This is a genomic window from uncultured Marinobacter sp. (genome assembly GCF_947488835.1).
Lineage (GTDB): Bacteria > Pseudomonadota > Gammaproteobacteria > Pseudomonadales > Oleiphilaceae > Marinobacter.
Window position 1 is genome coordinate 20,666 of record NZ_CANLBK010000006.1, and the last position, 15,087, is coordinate 35,752.

Annotated in this window: 12 protein-coding genes and 1 riboswitch; of the genes, 3 read left to right on the plus strand and 9 right to left on the minus strand. The window is 54.9% G+C overall.

Features of this window, described 5'->3' with window-relative positions:
- Positions 1-68: 68 nt before the first annotated feature.
- On the minus strand, positions 69-2,375 hold the full coding sequence (gene ptsP, locus Q0824_RS16340) for a phosphoenolpyruvate--protein phosphotransferase (protein WP_298453249.1): 2,307 nt from the start codon (positions 2,373-2,375) through the stop codon (positions 69-71).
- Positions 2,376-2,390: 15 nt separating this feature from the next.
- Positions 2,391-2,921 (minus strand): RNA pyrophosphohydrolase, encoded by a 531-nt coding sequence (locus tag Q0824_RS16345; protein ID WP_298453252.1) that lies wholly within the window; start codon positions 2,919-2,921, stop codon positions 2,391-2,393.
- 172 nt (positions 2,922-3,093) lie between these two features.
- On the opposite strand from Q0824_RS16345, the gene Q0824_RS16350 reads away from it, so the two are divergent.
- Positions 3,094-3,750: an HAD family hydrolase gene (locus Q0824_RS16350; RefSeq protein ID WP_298453257.1), complete on the plus strand. Its 657-nt coding sequence runs from the start codon at positions 3,094-3,096 to the stop codon at positions 3,748-3,750.
- 60 nt (positions 3,751-3,810) lie between these two features.
- Here the strand turns inward: Q0824_RS16350 and Q0824_RS16355 are convergent, their stop codons facing one another.
- The 3 genes from Q0824_RS16355 to Q0824_RS16365 all read right to left on the minus strand — a co-directional run bounded on the left by Q0824_RS16355 (position 3,811) and on the right by Q0824_RS16365 (position 6,561).
- Positions 3,811-5,007, minus strand: coding sequence for a class I SAM-dependent rRNA methyltransferase (locus Q0824_RS16355; protein WP_298453260.1), 1,197 nt, complete (start codon positions 5,005-5,007; stop codon positions 3,811-3,813).
- A gap of 226 nt (positions 5,008-5,233) precedes the next feature.
- Positions 5,234-5,626, minus strand: a complete 393-nt coding sequence (gene gcvH, locus Q0824_RS16360; protein ID WP_298453262.1) for a glycine cleavage system protein GcvH — start codon at positions 5,624-5,626, stop codon at positions 5,234-5,236.
- Positions 5,627-5,670: 44 nt separating this feature from the next.
- Positions 5,671-6,561 carry a LysR family transcriptional regulator gene (locus tag Q0824_RS16365; protein WP_298453265.1) on the minus strand — a complete coding sequence of 297 codons (891 nt, stop codon included), beginning with the start codon at positions 6,559-6,561 and terminating at the stop codon, positions 5,671-5,673.
- Between the two features lie 122 nt (positions 6,562-6,683).
- Between Q0824_RS16365 and metE the strand changes: the two genes are divergently transcribed.
- On the plus strand, positions 6,684-9,005 hold the full coding sequence (gene metE, locus Q0824_RS16370; RefSeq protein WP_298453268.1) for a 5-methyltetrahydropteroyltriglutamate--homocysteine S-methyltransferase: 2,322 nt from the start codon (positions 6,684-6,686) through the stop codon (positions 9,003-9,005).
- Here metE and cpdA read toward each other — a convergent pair.
- The 4 genes from cpdA to thiC all read right to left on the minus strand — a co-directional run bounded on the left by cpdA (position 8,999) and on the right by thiC (position 13,313).
- Entirely contained in the window at positions 8,999-9,805 is an 807-nt protein-coding gene (gene cpdA / locus Q0824_RS16375; RefSeq protein WP_298453270.1) for a 3',5'-cyclic-AMP phosphodiesterase, read from the minus strand. The two genes, metE and cpdA, sit on opposite strands and share 7 nt — an antisense overlap.
- Positions 9,806-10,037: 232 nt before the next feature.
- A complete protein-coding gene (locus Q0824_RS16380) occupies positions 10,038-10,523 on the minus strand; it encodes a DUF1249 domain-containing protein (RefSeq protein ID WP_298453274.1) in 486 nt (161 codons plus the stop codon).
- Positions 10,524-10,525: 2 nt separating this feature from the next.
- On the minus strand, positions 10,526-11,140 hold the full coding sequence (locus Q0824_RS16385) for an NUDIX domain-containing protein (RefSeq protein WP_298453277.1): 615 nt from the start codon (positions 11,138-11,140) through the stop codon (positions 10,526-10,528).
- Positions 11,141-11,435: 295 nt separating this feature from the next.
- Positions 11,436-13,313 (minus strand): phosphomethylpyrimidine synthase ThiC, encoded by a 1,878-nt coding sequence (thiC, locus tag Q0824_RS16390; protein WP_298453279.1) that lies wholly within the window; start codon positions 13,311-13,313, stop codon positions 11,436-11,438.
- A gap of 88 nt (positions 13,314-13,401) precedes the next feature.
- Positions 13,402-13,518: riboswitch (TPP riboswitch) on the minus strand.
- Between the two features lie 206 nt (positions 13,519-13,724).
- On the opposite strand from thiC, the gene Q0824_RS16395 reads away from it, so the two are divergent.
- The gene (locus Q0824_RS16395) at positions 13,725-15,086 is read left to right on the plus strand and encodes a TolC family outer membrane protein (protein WP_298453282.1); all 1,362 of its coding nucleotides are present in this window, start codon (positions 13,725-13,727) and stop codon (positions 15,084-15,086) included.
- Position 15,087 lies beyond the last annotated feature (1 nt).

Sequence of the window (15,087 nt, forward strand, 5' to 3'; positions counted from 1 at the left end):
TCTACAAGGTAACAACCCGATTTAGAGCACGCACCCTATATTTGAGCGACTGCCCGATATGACAAACTTCAGGAGGCGACCTGTTCCACCAGAGCGGCGCTCGAAGATATTCCAGGCCGGAGGTAACGGCCAAAGCCGGCGTCGCGCAGCGCAAGATCCACACAACTCTTGATCACGTGAGGGGAATCCAGCAACAACACGTCCTTCAAAAGTTTTACCGCCCACTCCCGACTAACGCTGCGAATCACGGACTTAACCTTTGGCAGGCTGGCGGCGTTCATGGAGAGAGAGTCGTAACCCATGGCCATCAGCAGCAATGCACCACCGGGATCCCCCGCCAGCTCGCCGCAAATTCCCACTGGTTTGCCGACGGCATGGGCATCCTGAGCAATCCGCACCAGGGCCTGTAAAACTGCAGGATGATACGAATGGTAGAGCTGGGCAACGCGAGGGTTGTTGCGGTCAACTGCCAGCAGGTACTGGGTCAGATCATTTGAGCCCACAGACAGGAAATCCACACGATCTGCAAGCTCGCGAACCTGGTATACCGCGGCGGGTATTTCAACCATTACACCCACTTTGGGCATGTGGATGTCAAAACCTTCCTCTCGCACCTCGTGGTATACCCGGTAAATCAGGTGCAGGGATTCTTCTACCTCAGAGATATTGCTGATCATCGGCAGCATGATTTGTAGGTTATTCAGGCCTTCGCTTGCTTTTAGCATGGCCCGCACTTGAACCAAAAATATTTCCGGGTGATCCAGAGTCACCCGAATACCCCGCCAACCCAGGAACGGGTTCTCTTCCTCGATCGGGAAGTAGGTCAGCGCCTTGTCACCACCGATATCCAGAGTGCGCATGGTTACCGGGTTGGGTGCAAAGGCCTCCAACTGCTCCCGATAATACTGCCGCTGCTCCTGCTCCGATGGAAAGCGATCTTTAATCATGAAGGGCACTTCGGTGCGATAGAGCCCTATGCCCTCGGCTCCGTGTGAAAGGGAGCGAACGACATCGGTCATCAATCCCGTATTCACCAGCAGCGGTACCCGATGGCCATCAGTGGTTATGCAGGGCTTGTCGCGAAGTGCTTCCAGCCCGCGGTCGAGCTCGGCCTCTTCTTCGCAGATGGTTTGAAAAAATGCCCTGAGATCTGACGAAGGAGAAGCGAAAATCTGCCCCTCAAAGCCATCAACAATCAACTCGCGCCCGTCGAGCTGATTGACCGGGATATCCACCAACCCCATAACCGTGGGGACACCCATTGCGCGGGCTAGAATGGCCACATGGGAGTTGCTGGAGCCTTTGACTGAAACAAGGCCCACCAACTGGTCCCGGGGCACCTCTCCCAGCATGGCAGGTGTCAACTCTTCACTGACCAAAACCGTGCGCTCTGGGTAAATCAGGTCTTTTTGGTCACCTTCTTGCAGATAGGAAAGCAGGCGGCGGCCAAGGTCGCGGACATCGACGGCCCTTTCCTGAAGGTAGTGATCGTCCATCATTTCGAAATGACGTACGTAGTGTTGAACTACCTGTTTCAGGGCACCTTGAGCCCAGTTTCCTTCCCGGATGCGATTATTGACCTCTCCGGGCAATGCCTCATCACCCAGCATGCGGAGATACACATCAAACAACGCCAACTCTTCCGGACGAAGCCGTGAGGTGAGCCGCTTGGCAACCTGGCCTATGTCTTCGCACACTGATTGCACTGCCGACCGGAACAGCTCCAACTCCTGCTCGATGTCTTCTGTCGGCTTATCGGGAACCACGTCCAGATCGGCTGCAGGGTAGACCACCACACCATGACCAATAGCCACGCCAGGCGCGCCCGGCACACCGTTGAAGCTGACGTCACGGGTCTCTTCCCCAGTTAGCGAAAGGCCGCTGATGGCGCCGGTCGCCTCACTGTGGGCTATAACACCTGCAAGCTGAGCGGAAACCGTGACAAGAAATGCTTCTTCACCTTCATCAAAGCACCGGGAACTCTCGCGCTGCTGCACAACGAGAACCCCAAGCACACGGCGATGGTGAATAATGGGAACACCCAGAAACGAGCGGAAGCGCTCTTCGCCAGTTTCGGGAAAATAACGGTAACGGGGGTGGGAAGGTGCGTCTTCCAGATTGATGGGCTCTTCCCGGGAACCGACAAGACCCACCAGACCCTCTGAGTGGGCAAGGCTCACTTTGCCGACGGCTTTCAAATACAGGCCTTCAGTGGCCATTAGAATATAACGATTGGAAACCGGATCCAGCAAGTAGACAGAACAGACCTCGGTGTTCATGGCCTTTTGCACCCGCGACACGATAATACCCAACGCTTCCGAGAGATCCCGGGCGCTGTTTACCTCTTGTACAAGACTTCGCAGAATGCTCAGCATGGGTGTGTCAGTCCGTCATTTCGCCTGTTCCTTTAAACGCCGGTTGTGCTCGCTCCGGTGCCACTGCTCCATGTTATAGAACAGTCTTGGCGCAAGTTCTCTCAGCGCACGTCGGTACACTTCACGCTTGAAGGACACCACCTGACCCAACGGATACCAGTAGCTTACCCACTGCCAGCCATCAAATTCCGGTGAATCCGTACCATCAACGCGCACTTGTGCATCGGGTGATAACATCCTCAGAAGGAACCATTTCTGTTTTTGACCCACGCAGACGGGGTGCGAGTTGTGCCGCACCATCCTTCGGGGAAGACGGTACCTCAGCCAGCCCCGGGTGCAACTGATGATTTCTACATCACTGGCGCCCAGGCCAACTTCCTCTCCAAGCTCCCGATACAGCGCATCTTCCGGCGATTCTTCGTGATTAATTCCGCCTTGAGGAAACTGCCAGGAATCCTGCCCTATTCGCCTTGCCCAGAGAACCTCTCCCCGGTGGTTGGCCAGAATGATTCCGACATTGGGTCTGAAACCGTCTGAATCGATCACGGTACAGTCCTCTTTATAGAGTCGGCAGGCCGGTGAGATATGCACCGGCCGGATTTTTTCCAAGTTGCGCTCATTCTTACAGAATCCCAAGGCTTCGGCAAACGCAGCTGCTCTCGGGTACCCGTGGTAACATATCGGCTTTCGCAAGCCCTATGCCTCTGGAGGTAATCGTTTGACGCTCGCAATTTTTGATCTCGACAACACCCTGCTCGCTGGCGACAGCGATCACGCCTGGGGCGAGTTTCTTGTAGAAGAAGGCATCGTTGATGCCGAGACCTATCGCCAAGCGAACGACCGCTTTTATCAGGAATACCTGAATGGCGAAATGGACATCCTGAACTACCTCAAGTTTGCGCTTCAGCCTTTGTCTATACATGGCATGGATGAACTGCTGGCGTGGCGAGCTGCGTTCATGGATAAGAAAGTGCGCCCAATGCTGCAACAAAAGGCCAGTGAGCTTTTGAACAGTCATCGGCAGCAAGGCCATACCCTGATGATCATCACGGCCACCAACCGGTTTGTGACCGAACCCATTGCAGAAGTGCTGGATATTGAACACCTGATCGCCACCGAACCTGAACTGGTCAATGGGCGCTACACCGGTGAAATCGCAGGTATTCCCAGTTTCCAGGAAGGCAAGGTCACCCGGCTGAACGATTGGCTGGCAGCTCACAATGAAAGCTTGGCCGGCGCCTGGTTTTACAGTGACTCACACAATGACTTGCCACTATTGGAAAAGGTAGAGAACCCGGTTGCGGTTGATCCGGATCCCAAGTTGGAAGAATTCGCTAGAGCGAACGGTTGGAAGGTTATGTCGCTTCGCGATTGAGCGCCATTGAAGAAGTACTGAGTCCGTCATTTTCAGGAAAAGACGGACTCAGCCATGCCATCACATGAAGCCGGTCAGCGACCGCACAAAGCAGGATTTGATGTAGTCAGTTTCAGGAATCCCCGGAATGATTGGGTGATCCGGGGCCTGATGCCCCTGCTCCAGCAATTGCACGAAGCGATCGATCTTTCGACCACTGCCGCGAATGATATCTACCAGTTTTTCCTGCGAGAGATGCATGGAACACGAGGCAGAAACAAGAATCCCGTCCCGCTCCAATAGTCTAAGCCCAAGCTGATTAAGCCGCGCATAGGCCTGCTCGCCAGCTTTTTGGTCACGGCGACGGGGAATCAGCGCGGGCGGATCCAGCACAACGATATCGTACTTTTCCTTCTCCTCCGCCAGCGCTTTCAACGCATCAAACGCATCGCCTTCGATGGTTTCGACGTTATCGAGGCCGTTCAGCTTGGCGTTGTGATGCACCGAATCAATGGCGCCTGAAGAACTGTCCACACAGGTGACCTGGGTGGCACCGGCACAGGCCGCCTGAATACCCCAGCCACCTACATAACTGAACACATCCAGCACCCGCTTACCTGGCGCATAAGCCTGCAGGCGCTGACGATTCATGCGGTGATCGTAAAACCAACCGGTCTTTTGACCGCCTTCAAGCGGCACTTCGAAACGAACGCCGTTTTCTTCTACTTCAAGCAATGTCGCTTCCGGGCCATGAGCTTGCTCAACGTAAGAGTTCAACCCTTCAACGCTGCGCATCTTACCGTCGTTCTTGAGGATGATGGCTTTCGGGTGCGCCAACCGTTGAACCGCACGAACGATGGATTCTTTCATCAACTCCATGCCCGCGGTGGATATCTGGACGACGACAGTGTCGCCAAACCGGTCTATCACCAACCCGGACAGCCCATCGCTGTCGCCGAATACCCAGCGGTAGAAGGGTTTATCGAACAGTCGGTCCCGCAGTGTCAGCGCTATTTCCATTCGCTGAGTTAATCGGTTCGGTGTCATACCCTGCGCTGCGTCTCTGCTGATCAGGCGACCGCAGATAAGAGCGTGGGGGTTTACGAAAATCACACCGAGAGGCTTGTCATTGGACGCACGCAACTCAGCCTGGGTGCCAGCTTCAAACTGCGTCAGCGGTGACCTCTGGATATCGACTTCGTTGCTGTAAACCCACAGGTGACCAGCCCGAAGCCTGCGCTCCGCGCCTTTGCGTAGATATAAAACCGGGAAATTCATTGCTGCCACCTAGGGTAGAGAAAAATAGGGCGGGAATTATACATTAACTGACGACAGCCACACACGGGCAGGGAACGCAGTCGGGGCGCGCCTCCCAAAACACGCTGTGAATACGTCCGTGTACGCTTGGCTCCGCCATCCATGGCTCCGCACAGTTTTGGGAGGCGCGCCCCGACTGCTTCGACACTGGAGGTGCCTATAACGACTTCCAAAGCAGTGCTAACAATTACTCGGCAGCGGCTACATGCTCGGCGTAGGCATCAGCATCCATCAATCCATCAAGCTCGCCCTTATCAGCAAGCTTTACCTTGAACATCCACCCATCTCCGTATGGATCTTCGTTGACCTTCTCTGGCTCGTCCTCAAGGCTTTCGTTAACTTCAAGAACTTCACCGGTTACCGGGCTGAACACATCGGATGCGGACTTCACAGATTCTGCGACGCCAGCCTCTTCGCCGCCGGTAACGGTCTCTCCCACTTCGGGAACGCCAATGTAAACCACATCACCCAATTGCTCCTGGGCGAAGTCGGTTATGCCAACAGTTGCGGTGCCATCAGCGTGTACGCGCACCCACTGGTGGGTGTCGATGTATTTGAGATCAGAAGGTGTTTCACTCATAAGGGTAATTCCTGACAAAATTTTTGGGCAGTGTAACCGAAACCTTAGCGCCAGCGAACCTCTCGTGCCAGCTTCATGAAGGAATCGAGATATTGCACACCCACATCACGCTCGCGACAGCCAAGAAAGATCTGCTTGGAGATACCTTCTTTGCCCAGTTTTACCGGCACAATGCCCAGCCGGTCGCTGTATTCCGTGACTAGCCATCGAGGTAGCGCAGCCACGCCACGGCCTGCGGCGACCATTTGCAGCATGATGTCGGTGGTTTCGATGGTTTTGTGACGGGCTGGGCGCATGTTTGCGGGCACCAGTATGTGATTGAACACATCCAGCCGTTCGATCGCCACGGGATAGGTAATCAGGGTTTCCGTTTCCAGATCCGCCGCATCTGCCCAGGGTTTGCCTGCGAGGCGGTGGGACGCAGCAACCACCAGCACCTGCTCGTAATCAAACACTGGCTCAAACACCAATCCGGGCCTGTGCAAAGGGTCAGGCGTAACCAGCATGTCGATGTCGTGACCAAACAGCGCGCCGATGCCGCCGAACTGGAATTTTTGTTTTACGTCGACATCCACCGATGGCCACTGTTCAAGGTAAGGGCCAACAACTTTTAGCAGCCATTGATAACAGGGGTGGCATTCCATCCCGATACGCAGGGTGCCGGCCTGCCCTCTGGCGAACTGGCCGATGAGCATTTCGGCATGTTCGAACTGGGGCAACAGGCGATTCGCCAGTGCCAGCAGGTGGCTACCGGCTTGGGTCAGCCTTAGCTGCCGGCCTTCTCGCAGCCAAAGCGGGGTTCCCAGCTGCTGCTCCAGTTTGCGAACGGAGTGGCTAAGCGCGGACTGGGTAAGGTGAAGGCGATTCGCCGCAGCGGTGAGAGAACCTTCGGTTTCAACAGCCCGGAGAACTTCCAGATGGTTACGCTCAATCATTCGACAACCCATGAGTGAAATTAATAGAATTCTGAAATAATACCATTATCATTCATCAACCCCGAGCGCTAATCTGGCAACTCCTATCAACAACCCAACAAACACATATCCAGGAGTTCCGGATGACCACTACACACAACCTCGGCTACCCGCGCATCGGCGCTCGCCGGGAACTGAAATTTGCGCTGGAAGCACTTTGGAACGGCCAGTCCAGCGAACAAGCGCTGCAGGAAACCGCCGCAGAGTTACGTGCGCAAAACTGGCAAGAGCAGGCAGGCCTTGCTTTGGCACCGGTAGGCGATTTTTCGCTTTACGACCAAGTGCTGGACATGAGCGCGACACTTGGCAATTTGCCTGAGCGTGCCAGCGTCCATGCAGGCTCGCAACTGGACGAGTACTTCCGTGTAGCCCGGGGTCGCTCCCCTAGCGACAGCGCCTGCTGCAACGTACATGCGGGTGAAATGACCAAGTGGTTTGATACCAACTATCACTACATAGTGCCGGAGTTCAGTGCCGATACGAATTTCAGCCTGAACGCTGATCGCATTCTGGCGCAACTGGCGGAAGCCCGTGCCCAGGGTGTAAACACCAAGCCAGTTATCATCGGACCGGTTACCTATCTATGGTTGGGAAAAGCCAAAGATGAGTCTGACCGCTTGAAGCTGCTGGACAAATTATTGCCGGTATACACCGAGTTACTGACAAAGCTTGCCGATGCGGGTGCCGAATGGGTGCAAATTGATGAGCCGGCTCTGGTTACTGAGCTGAATGCCGACTGGAAGCATGCTTTTATTCTCGCCTACCACGAACTGAAAACCGCACCGATAAAACTGTTGCTGACCACCTATTTCGGTGAACTGCGAGAAAACCTGCAACTTGCCTGCGAGCTGCCTGTGGCGGGCTTCCATCTGGATGCTATCAGCGCAGCCAATGAGGTGTCGCGACTGGCCGACTGGCTACCTGCGCACAAAGCCCTGTCTCTCGGAGTGATCAATGGTCGCAACATTTGGAAAACTGACCTGAATGCCACGCTGGATCTTCTGGAGCCATTAAAGGAAAAGCTGGGCGAACGCCTTTGGCTGGCACCTTCCTGCTCTCTTCTGCATGTGCCGGTTGATCTGGAAAGCGAAACCACGCTGGATGCAGAAGTACGCAACTGGCTAGCTTTTGCCCGGCAGAAGCTTGAGGAGTTAGCCACGCTGGCAAAAGCACTTGATGAAGGTCGAGAGGCGGTGACCAACGAACTGGCGGCCAACCAGACAGCCATCGACAGCCGGCATCAGTCTTCACGGGTTCATAACCCCGCCGTTGCCGAGGCAGTCGCAGCCATCACCCCCGAGCACGGCCAGCGCAAGAGCCCATTCAGCACGCGAACCAGGTTGCAGCAGGAACGCTTCAAACTACCTGCTTACCCAACAACCACCATTGGCTCCTTCCCGCAAACACCGGAAATTCGTGAGGTACGTAAAGAGTTCCGCCTCGGCAATCTGAGCCAACAGGACTACACCGCGCGGATTCACGAAGAAATTGCCTACTGTGTCGAGCAACAGGAAGCGCTTGGCCTGGACGTGCTGGTGCACGGCGAGGCAGAGCGCAACGACATGGTGGAGTATTTTGGCGAGCAGTTGGAAGGCTACGTGTTCAGCCGGTTTGGCTGGGTGCAATCCTATGGCTCACGATGCGTGAAACCGCCCATTCTGTTTGGTGACATCACCCGCCCCGACGCCATGACGGTAGACTGGACCAAATACGCCCAGTCCCTGACCGACAAGCCTATGAAAGGCATGCTCACCGGCCCGGTTACCATTTTGAACTGGTCGTTTGTGCGGGATGACCAGCCACGCAAAGACACCTGCCTGCAGCTGGCACTGGCTGTGCGCGAAGAAGTGCAGGATCTGGAAAAAGCCGGCGTAGGGATTATCCAGATTGATGAGGCCGCCTTGCGCGAAGGCTTGCCACTGCGACAGTCAGACTGGAACAGCTATCTGGAGTGGGCAATCGAAGCTTTCCGCATCAGCGCCAATGGCGTGCAGGACGACACCCAGATTCATACCCACATGTGTTACTCGGAGTTCAACGACATCATCGGGGCGATTGCCCGTATGGATGCCGACGTAATCACCATCGAAACGTCGCGCTCTGCCATGGAGTTGCTGGACGCATTCAAGGGTTTCGAGTATCCCAATGATATAGGGCCAGGGGTTTATGACATTCACTCCCCGAACATTCCACGAGTGGAGCAAGTAACTGACCTGATGAGCAAGGCGGCAGAGCGGATTCCGGCAGAGCGCTTGTGGGTCAACCCCGATTGCGGCCTGAAAACCCGGCGCTGGGAGGAAGTCGTACCTGCACTGGAGGCAATGGTAGCGGCAGCCCGTGAGCTGAGAGGGCAAATTGAGGGAATAGATGTAGCAGAGCAAGAGCTGGCAGAAGCGGCTCAGTAACCGGTGCTGTTCTGATCCAGCTCAAACTCGAAACTCCGGGCCCGGCAGACTTCCGTAGTGAAGTCGCCGGAAGCCTGGAGCTCAAACCAGCGATACCCGGGCGCCAGATCATCTACAGAGAACTTGCGTGAGCCGGAGGTAAACTGGATACAGGTGGATGGCGTAGCCAGCAGGTGCACGTCATTTCTCTGCTGCTCAAAGGTCTGGTGAATGTGGCCCCACAACACAATCTTTACTTGAGGAAACCGATCAATCAATTGCCAGAACTCGTCACGATTCCGCAGGCCAATATCAGTCATCCAGTCCGTATCAATATCAACGGGATGATGGTGAAGAGATACGAACGCGGGTACATCCGGATGCTGTTCGAGCATGTCTTCAAGGAACCCCAGTTCAGATTCCGAAAGCTCTCCGTGAACTTTTCCTGGCACAGATGAATCCAGAAGAATGAATTGCCACCCACCCTGCATTACATGCCGACGGTCTGCACCGTAACCTGCAGCAACGGTTTTCAAACTGGCTACCTGGTCATGATTACCCGCAATCCAGGCAGACCCACAGTCAAACGCACCAAGGCGTTCACCAAGAACGCGATAGGCTTCTTCCGAGCCGTCCTGAGCAAGGTCGCCGGTTACAAGGACCAGATCTGGTTGCCCGTGTGTCTTGAGCACCTCAGCTATGACTGCATCGAGGCTGTCGCGGGTATTTACACCAAGCAACGCGCCATCATCGGCAGCCATCAGGTGCGGATCCGTTAACTGCAGTACCCGAAGTGTCGGGGTGGCTTCCGTTGAGGTCATGATGCTTATGGTCTGCTTACAGCCAACGATTAAGGAATAGGTTCAATGGCAGCTGATTTTTATTAGCTCCCACGGCATTACAATGAGTGTACGTTGTCAGCCACTGGATTGATTACTTATGACTGGAACCCGCGTCACATTCTGATTGAACGTTGACAAAATTTTGCACAATTTGCCAATCACATCCGCAACTTCAATGCTCAGCGTGTCACCGAATGGATAAGAAACGGGCTCAACTGGTACCTTCACCTGACATCCAGGTGGCGTGCTCCAAGGGTAAGTGCCCAAATCTCAAACAGTACTCAAGCCAGTCTGCGAGAAAACCATTGACCTGAACCTTCTCATCGGGATGGTGCATGAAACGGTTTGGGTAGTCGTTAACCGGTGCGATCTGCGTGTCACGATAGCAACTGATCACTTCTGCCATAGTGGCGTCATGGTATATCCGAACCGTCATCTTCGGATTATTGAGCCAGCGCCCACTGTTATGGATCTGCTCCAGTAGGAGGGTTTCGGTGTATCGGGCTGTTTGCAAAACCTGGATCCGAACCCGGCCCAAGTATTCATTTTCCCGGTGTAGCTCGATTTCGGATATAGGCTTTTCGTCTACCCTCAGTTGGCGCAGCCTGCGAAGGCGCTGGTAATTGCCATCACACAAGGCACCGAGCTGGCGCAGATCCGGCACGTAACGCTTGGGTTTCATTGCCCACTCACTCATGGCTACCACCCTGCCCGCAGTCTGGCACGGTTGATCTGCAGCCACTGCATGGCGATGATTGCCGCGGCGTTATTGATGCGGCCATCACTGATCATTGCTATGGCTTCATCTGCCGAAACCACATGGGCACGAATGTCTTCACTTTCCTCTTCGAGGCCGAAAAGGCCGCCCGCGAATTCGGTGCTGACTTTGCCACAGTAGAGATAAACCATTTCTGTCGTGCCGCCCGGGGACACCAGGTAATCGCAGATTTTTTCGAGTTTGCTGAAGCTGAGGCCCGCCTCTTCTTCGGCTTCTCTTTGGGCAACGTCTTCGCTGCTTTCGCCCTCTTCGTTCATGCCGGCGATCAGCTCCAGCAACCAGGGGGACTGATCGCGCCCGATTGCGCCCAGGCGGAATTGTTCAAGCAGTACAACTTCGTCTCTTTCTGGATCATAGGGGAGTACGCAGGTGGCGTCGCCGCGGATAAAGAGTTCGCGGGTAAATTGCGGCATGTTTCGGCCATCAAAGCGCGGGTGTGTCAGCCATAGTTTGTCCATGCGGAAGAAGCCCTGGAAGACGGTTTCGCGCTTTTCAACTTTGACATCGCTGGCCTTGAACTGGAACGGCTTGGTCATGCTTTACTCTGTTTTGAAATCGGTTTTGCACGATAGCCGGTTGGTGTTGTTTATTGCAAGCCTGCTTTGGGTGGGGTACCGAGCTTGGCCTCGGCCTGCCGGTTCAAGGGCTGGATAAATCGGGGAGGGTTGCCCAAAACACGCTCCTTGCGGCACATCCCTGTGACGCTTGGGCTCCGCCATCCATGGCTCCGCACAGTTTTGGGCAACCCTCCCCGATTCATCCGATTAAACACTGCAATAGCCGCTCTTCCCGCAGCCAGCAGTGCCCAACGCGAGACAAAAATGATGCAATTTACACTTTATCGTAAAGCTTACTCCCGGATTCCACGAACTCCCGGGACTTCTCTTTCATGCCCGCATCCACAGCTGAAATCTCATCAATTCCATGCTCAGCCGCATAATCGCGAACTTCCTGGGAGATTTTCATGGAGCAAAATTTCGGGCCGCACATGGAGCAGAAGTGCGCCACCTTCGCGGAATCCTTGGGTAAGGTTTCGTCGTGGAAGGCGCGGGCGGTGTCTGGGTCCAAACCAAGGTTGAACTGGTCTTCCCAGCGGAACTCGAAACGGGCTTTTGAAAGCGCGTTGTCGCGGATTTGGGCGCCGGGGTGGCCTTTTGCCAAGTCGGCGGCGTGGGCGGCGATTTTGTAGGTGATGATGCCGGTTTTTACGTCATCTTTGTTGGGCAGTCCCAGGTGCTCTTTGGGCGTGACGTAGCACAACATGGCGCAGCCGAACCAGCCGATCATAGCAGCGCCGATGCCGGAGGTGATGTGATCGTAGCCCGGAGCAATGTCGGTGACCAGCGGGCCGAGGGTGTAGAAGGGTGCTTCGTCGCAACACTCCAACTGCTTGTCCATGTTCTCTTTTACCAAGTGCATGGGCACGTGGCCGGGGCCTTCAATCATGCATTGCACGTCGTGCTTCCAGGCAATTTTGGTGAGTTCTCCCAGTGTTTCCAGTTCGCCGAACTGAGCCGCGTCGTTGGCGTCGGCTATGGAGCCGGGGCGTAGACCGTCGCCTAGGCTGAAGGAGACATCGTAAGCTTTCATGATTTCGCAGATATCTTCGAAGTGCTCGTACAGGAAGCTTTCTTTGTGGTGAGCCAGACACCACTTAGCCATGATGGAGCCACCGCGAGAGACGATTCCAGTGGTGCGTTTGGCGGTCATGGGTACGTGATGCAAGCGCACGCCTGCGTGGATGGTGAAATAGTCGACGCCCTGCTCTGCTTGCTCAATCAAGGTATCCCGGAAGATTTCCCACGTGAGGTCTTCTGCTACACCGCCTACTTTTTCCAAAGCTTGATAGATAGGCACTGTGCCAACAGGCACCGGTGAGTTGCGGATCAGCCATTCGCGGGTCTCGTGAATGTTCTTACCGGTGGAGAGGTCCATGATGGTGTCGGAACCCCAGCGGATGCCCCAGGTGAGTTTCTCTACTTCTTCTTCAATTGAAGAGGTAACTGCCGAGTTACCAATGTTGCCGTTGATCTTCACCAAAAAGTTGCGGCCGATGATCATCGGCTCGGATTCGGGGTGATTAATATTTGCAGGAATGATGGCCCTGCCCCGGGCGACTTCGCTGCGCACGAACTCGGGGGTAATTTCTGCTGGAATACTCGCTCCGAAAGATTGGCCAGGGTGCTGATCATCCGCCAAGCCTTGCTCTCGAGCTTCCTGCAGCTTCATGTTTTCCCTTATGGCGATGTATTCCATCTCCGGCGTAATTATGCCTTTGCGGGCGTAGTGCATCTGGGTAACGTTTTTATCTGCCAGCGCCCTGAGAGGCTTGCGTTCGTCCATAAAACGGAGCGGGTCAAGCTGAGGGTCTTTCATTCTGCGGCGGGTGTATTCCGAGGTGTAGCCTGGCAGAGGAGCTGTATCTTCACGCTCCGATATCCAGGCAGCGCGGATGGCTGGAAGGCCTTTGCGCAGATCGATGGTGGCGTCAGGGTCTGTGTATATGCCGGAGGTGTCGTACACCACTACCGGTGGGTTTTTCTCGCCACCCATTTCTGTGGGCGTATCCTGCACGGTAATTTCACGCATAGGCACCCGCAGATCGGAACGACTACCCTGTACGTATATTTTTCGTGAGCCCGGTAAGGGTTTAATCGCAGCAGAATCTACGCGAGCGGAATCACTGAGGTAAGTTGGCAGATCGGTCATCATTTGCTCCCGGAATTTTATTGGATATTCGGGTCGCGCATGACGGAGGGAGCCGACACCATAGAGTTTGCAGGTGTTTCTGGCTCTTCGATAGCCTGGTCTCAATCCCTACGCCGGTATTATCCGGATCAGGTCGCGGGTTCTGCGATGCAATCTCAGCCGGCTATCTGAACAAGTCAAACAGCCAGCACCCCGTCAAGACGCGAGTCTGTAATCTATAGCGCTCAAAGTGAGTGCTATATGCAAGTGTAGAGCTGAGCGGAATTATTGTCCATAATGGTCAGATTGTTTCAGCCGGCTTGTTTAACCATGCCATTACCGATGTTGCCCCCATGTCACCGCGGGACACTCTGGTATTCCTTTTCAACGGCCCAGGCGGGCGTAGGCGCGCACATGTACTCAGGAGTAATAATGAAGAAACGATTGCTTTCCGGACTTATTGGCCTCTTGGCGGCTCAGCCGGCCCTTTCCTTAGACCTGATCGAGACCTATGAGAAAGCACTCTCTTACGACTCCGGCATCGCGGCAGCCCAAGCCAGATTCGAATCCCAGCAGGCCGCCAGCGACATAAGCAAGAGTACCCTGCTGCCCCAGATTGGTGCCTATGCACAAGGAAACCATACGGATTTTGATGCGAAGAACGGCGTAGGAGACAGCTACAAATCTCTCAACTACGGTGTGCGCCTGACCCAGCCAGTGTTTCGTGCTGACAACTGGTTTCGATACGACTCCAGCAAATTCCAGACCGCAGCAGCTCAAGCCCAATACAATCTGGCGCAGCAGCAACTGATTCTTGATGTCGCCACGGCCTATTTCAATGTGTTGCGGGCGCAGGATACAGTGACAACGGCCAGAGCCGGTGAAGCTGCGATTCGACGCCAATACGAACAGGCGCAAGAGCGTTTTGATGTTGGTCTGATCGCCATTACGGAAGTCTATGAAGCTCGCGCCAGCTACGACGATGCCAGAAGCATCCGGATTGCTGCAGAAAACCAGACAAACATAGCCCGGGAGCAATTGGCCCGGTTTACAGGCGAATACTCCGAAGAGCTGCAGAACCTGCGCCAGAATTTCCCTCTGGGCCAACCAGAACCTCAGGACCCGTCCGCGTGGGAAATGACGGCTCTTGAACAGAACTGGGCGATACAAGCGGCGATGTCAGTGCTGGATTCCAGCGAAGCTAATCTGGATGTCGCAAAATCCGGCCATATGCCGACGCTCGACCTGGTCGCCTCCTATGGGCAAACCGAACTTGATGGCGCCAAGCAAACTCAACAGGAAGGAACCCAGGGCGTTATCGGCCTTGAGCTTAACGTACCGCTGTATATGGGTGGCGGTACTCAAGCTGGCGTTCGACAGCAGCGTTCGCTGGTAACGGTAGCTCAGGAAGATCTGAATACAACACGCCGCGACGTAAGAGTGAGCACTCGCAGCCTGTACTTGACCGTAAACAACAACGTGGAAACCGCGTCTGCGTTGAAGCAAACCATTATTTCCCGCCGCAGCGCATTGGACGCGACCCGCGCGGGGTATGACGTGGGCACCCGCAATATCGTCGAGGTACTGGATTCAGAGCGCGCCTACTACGTGGCACTGAATGACTATGCCAATGCTCGCTACGATTATGTAACGAATACCCTTCGGCTAAAGCAGGCTGCCGGCACGCTTAGCCCGAGGGATCTTATTGAGCTGAACGAGTGGCTGAGCGCCACGGCGCCCGGGATTGAGGCTCTGGCTAACGACAAAGAAACTCTGCAAGACCCCACTCGCTAGG

Bases quoted from the DNA above. Each gene is read 5' to 3' on its own strand.
- Q0824_RS16355 (WP_298453260.1), bottom strand. From the start codon at position 5,007: ATGAATTTCCCGGTTTTATATCTACGCAAAGGCGCGGAGCGCAGGCTT.
- cpdA (WP_298453270.1), bottom strand. From the start codon at position 9,805: ATGACCTCAACGGAAGCCACCCCGACACTTCGGGTACTGCAGTTAACG.
- gcvH (WP_298453262.1), bottom strand. From the start codon at position 5,626: ATGAGTGAAACACCTTCTGATCTCAAATACATCGACACCCACCAGTGG.
- thiC (WP_298453279.1), bottom strand. From the start codon at position 13,313: ATGACCGATCTGCCAACTTACCTCAGTGATTCCGCTCGCGTAGATTCT.
- Q0824_RS16395 (WP_298453282.1), top strand. From the start codon at position 13,725: ATGAAGAAACGATTGCTTTCCGGACTTATTGGCCTCTTGGCGGCTCAG.
- ptsP (WP_298453249.1), bottom strand. From the start codon at position 2,375: ATGCTGAGCATTCTGCGAAGTCTTGTACAAGAGGTAAACAGCGCCCGG.
- Q0824_RS16365 (WP_298453265.1), bottom strand. From the start codon at position 6,561: ATGATTGAGCGTAACCATCTGGAAGTTCTCCGGGCTGTTGAAACCGAA.
- Q0824_RS16385 (WP_298453277.1), bottom strand. From the start codon at position 11,140: ATGACCAAGCCGTTCCAGTTCAAGGCCAGCGATGTCAAAGTTGAAAAG.
- metE (WP_298453268.1), top strand. From the start codon at position 6,684: ATGACCACTACACACAACCTCGGCTACCCGCGCATCGGCGCTCGCCGG.
- Q0824_RS16380 (WP_298453274.1), bottom strand. From the start codon at position 10,523: ATGAGTGAGTGGGCAATGAAACCCAAGCGTTACGTGCCGGATCTGCGC.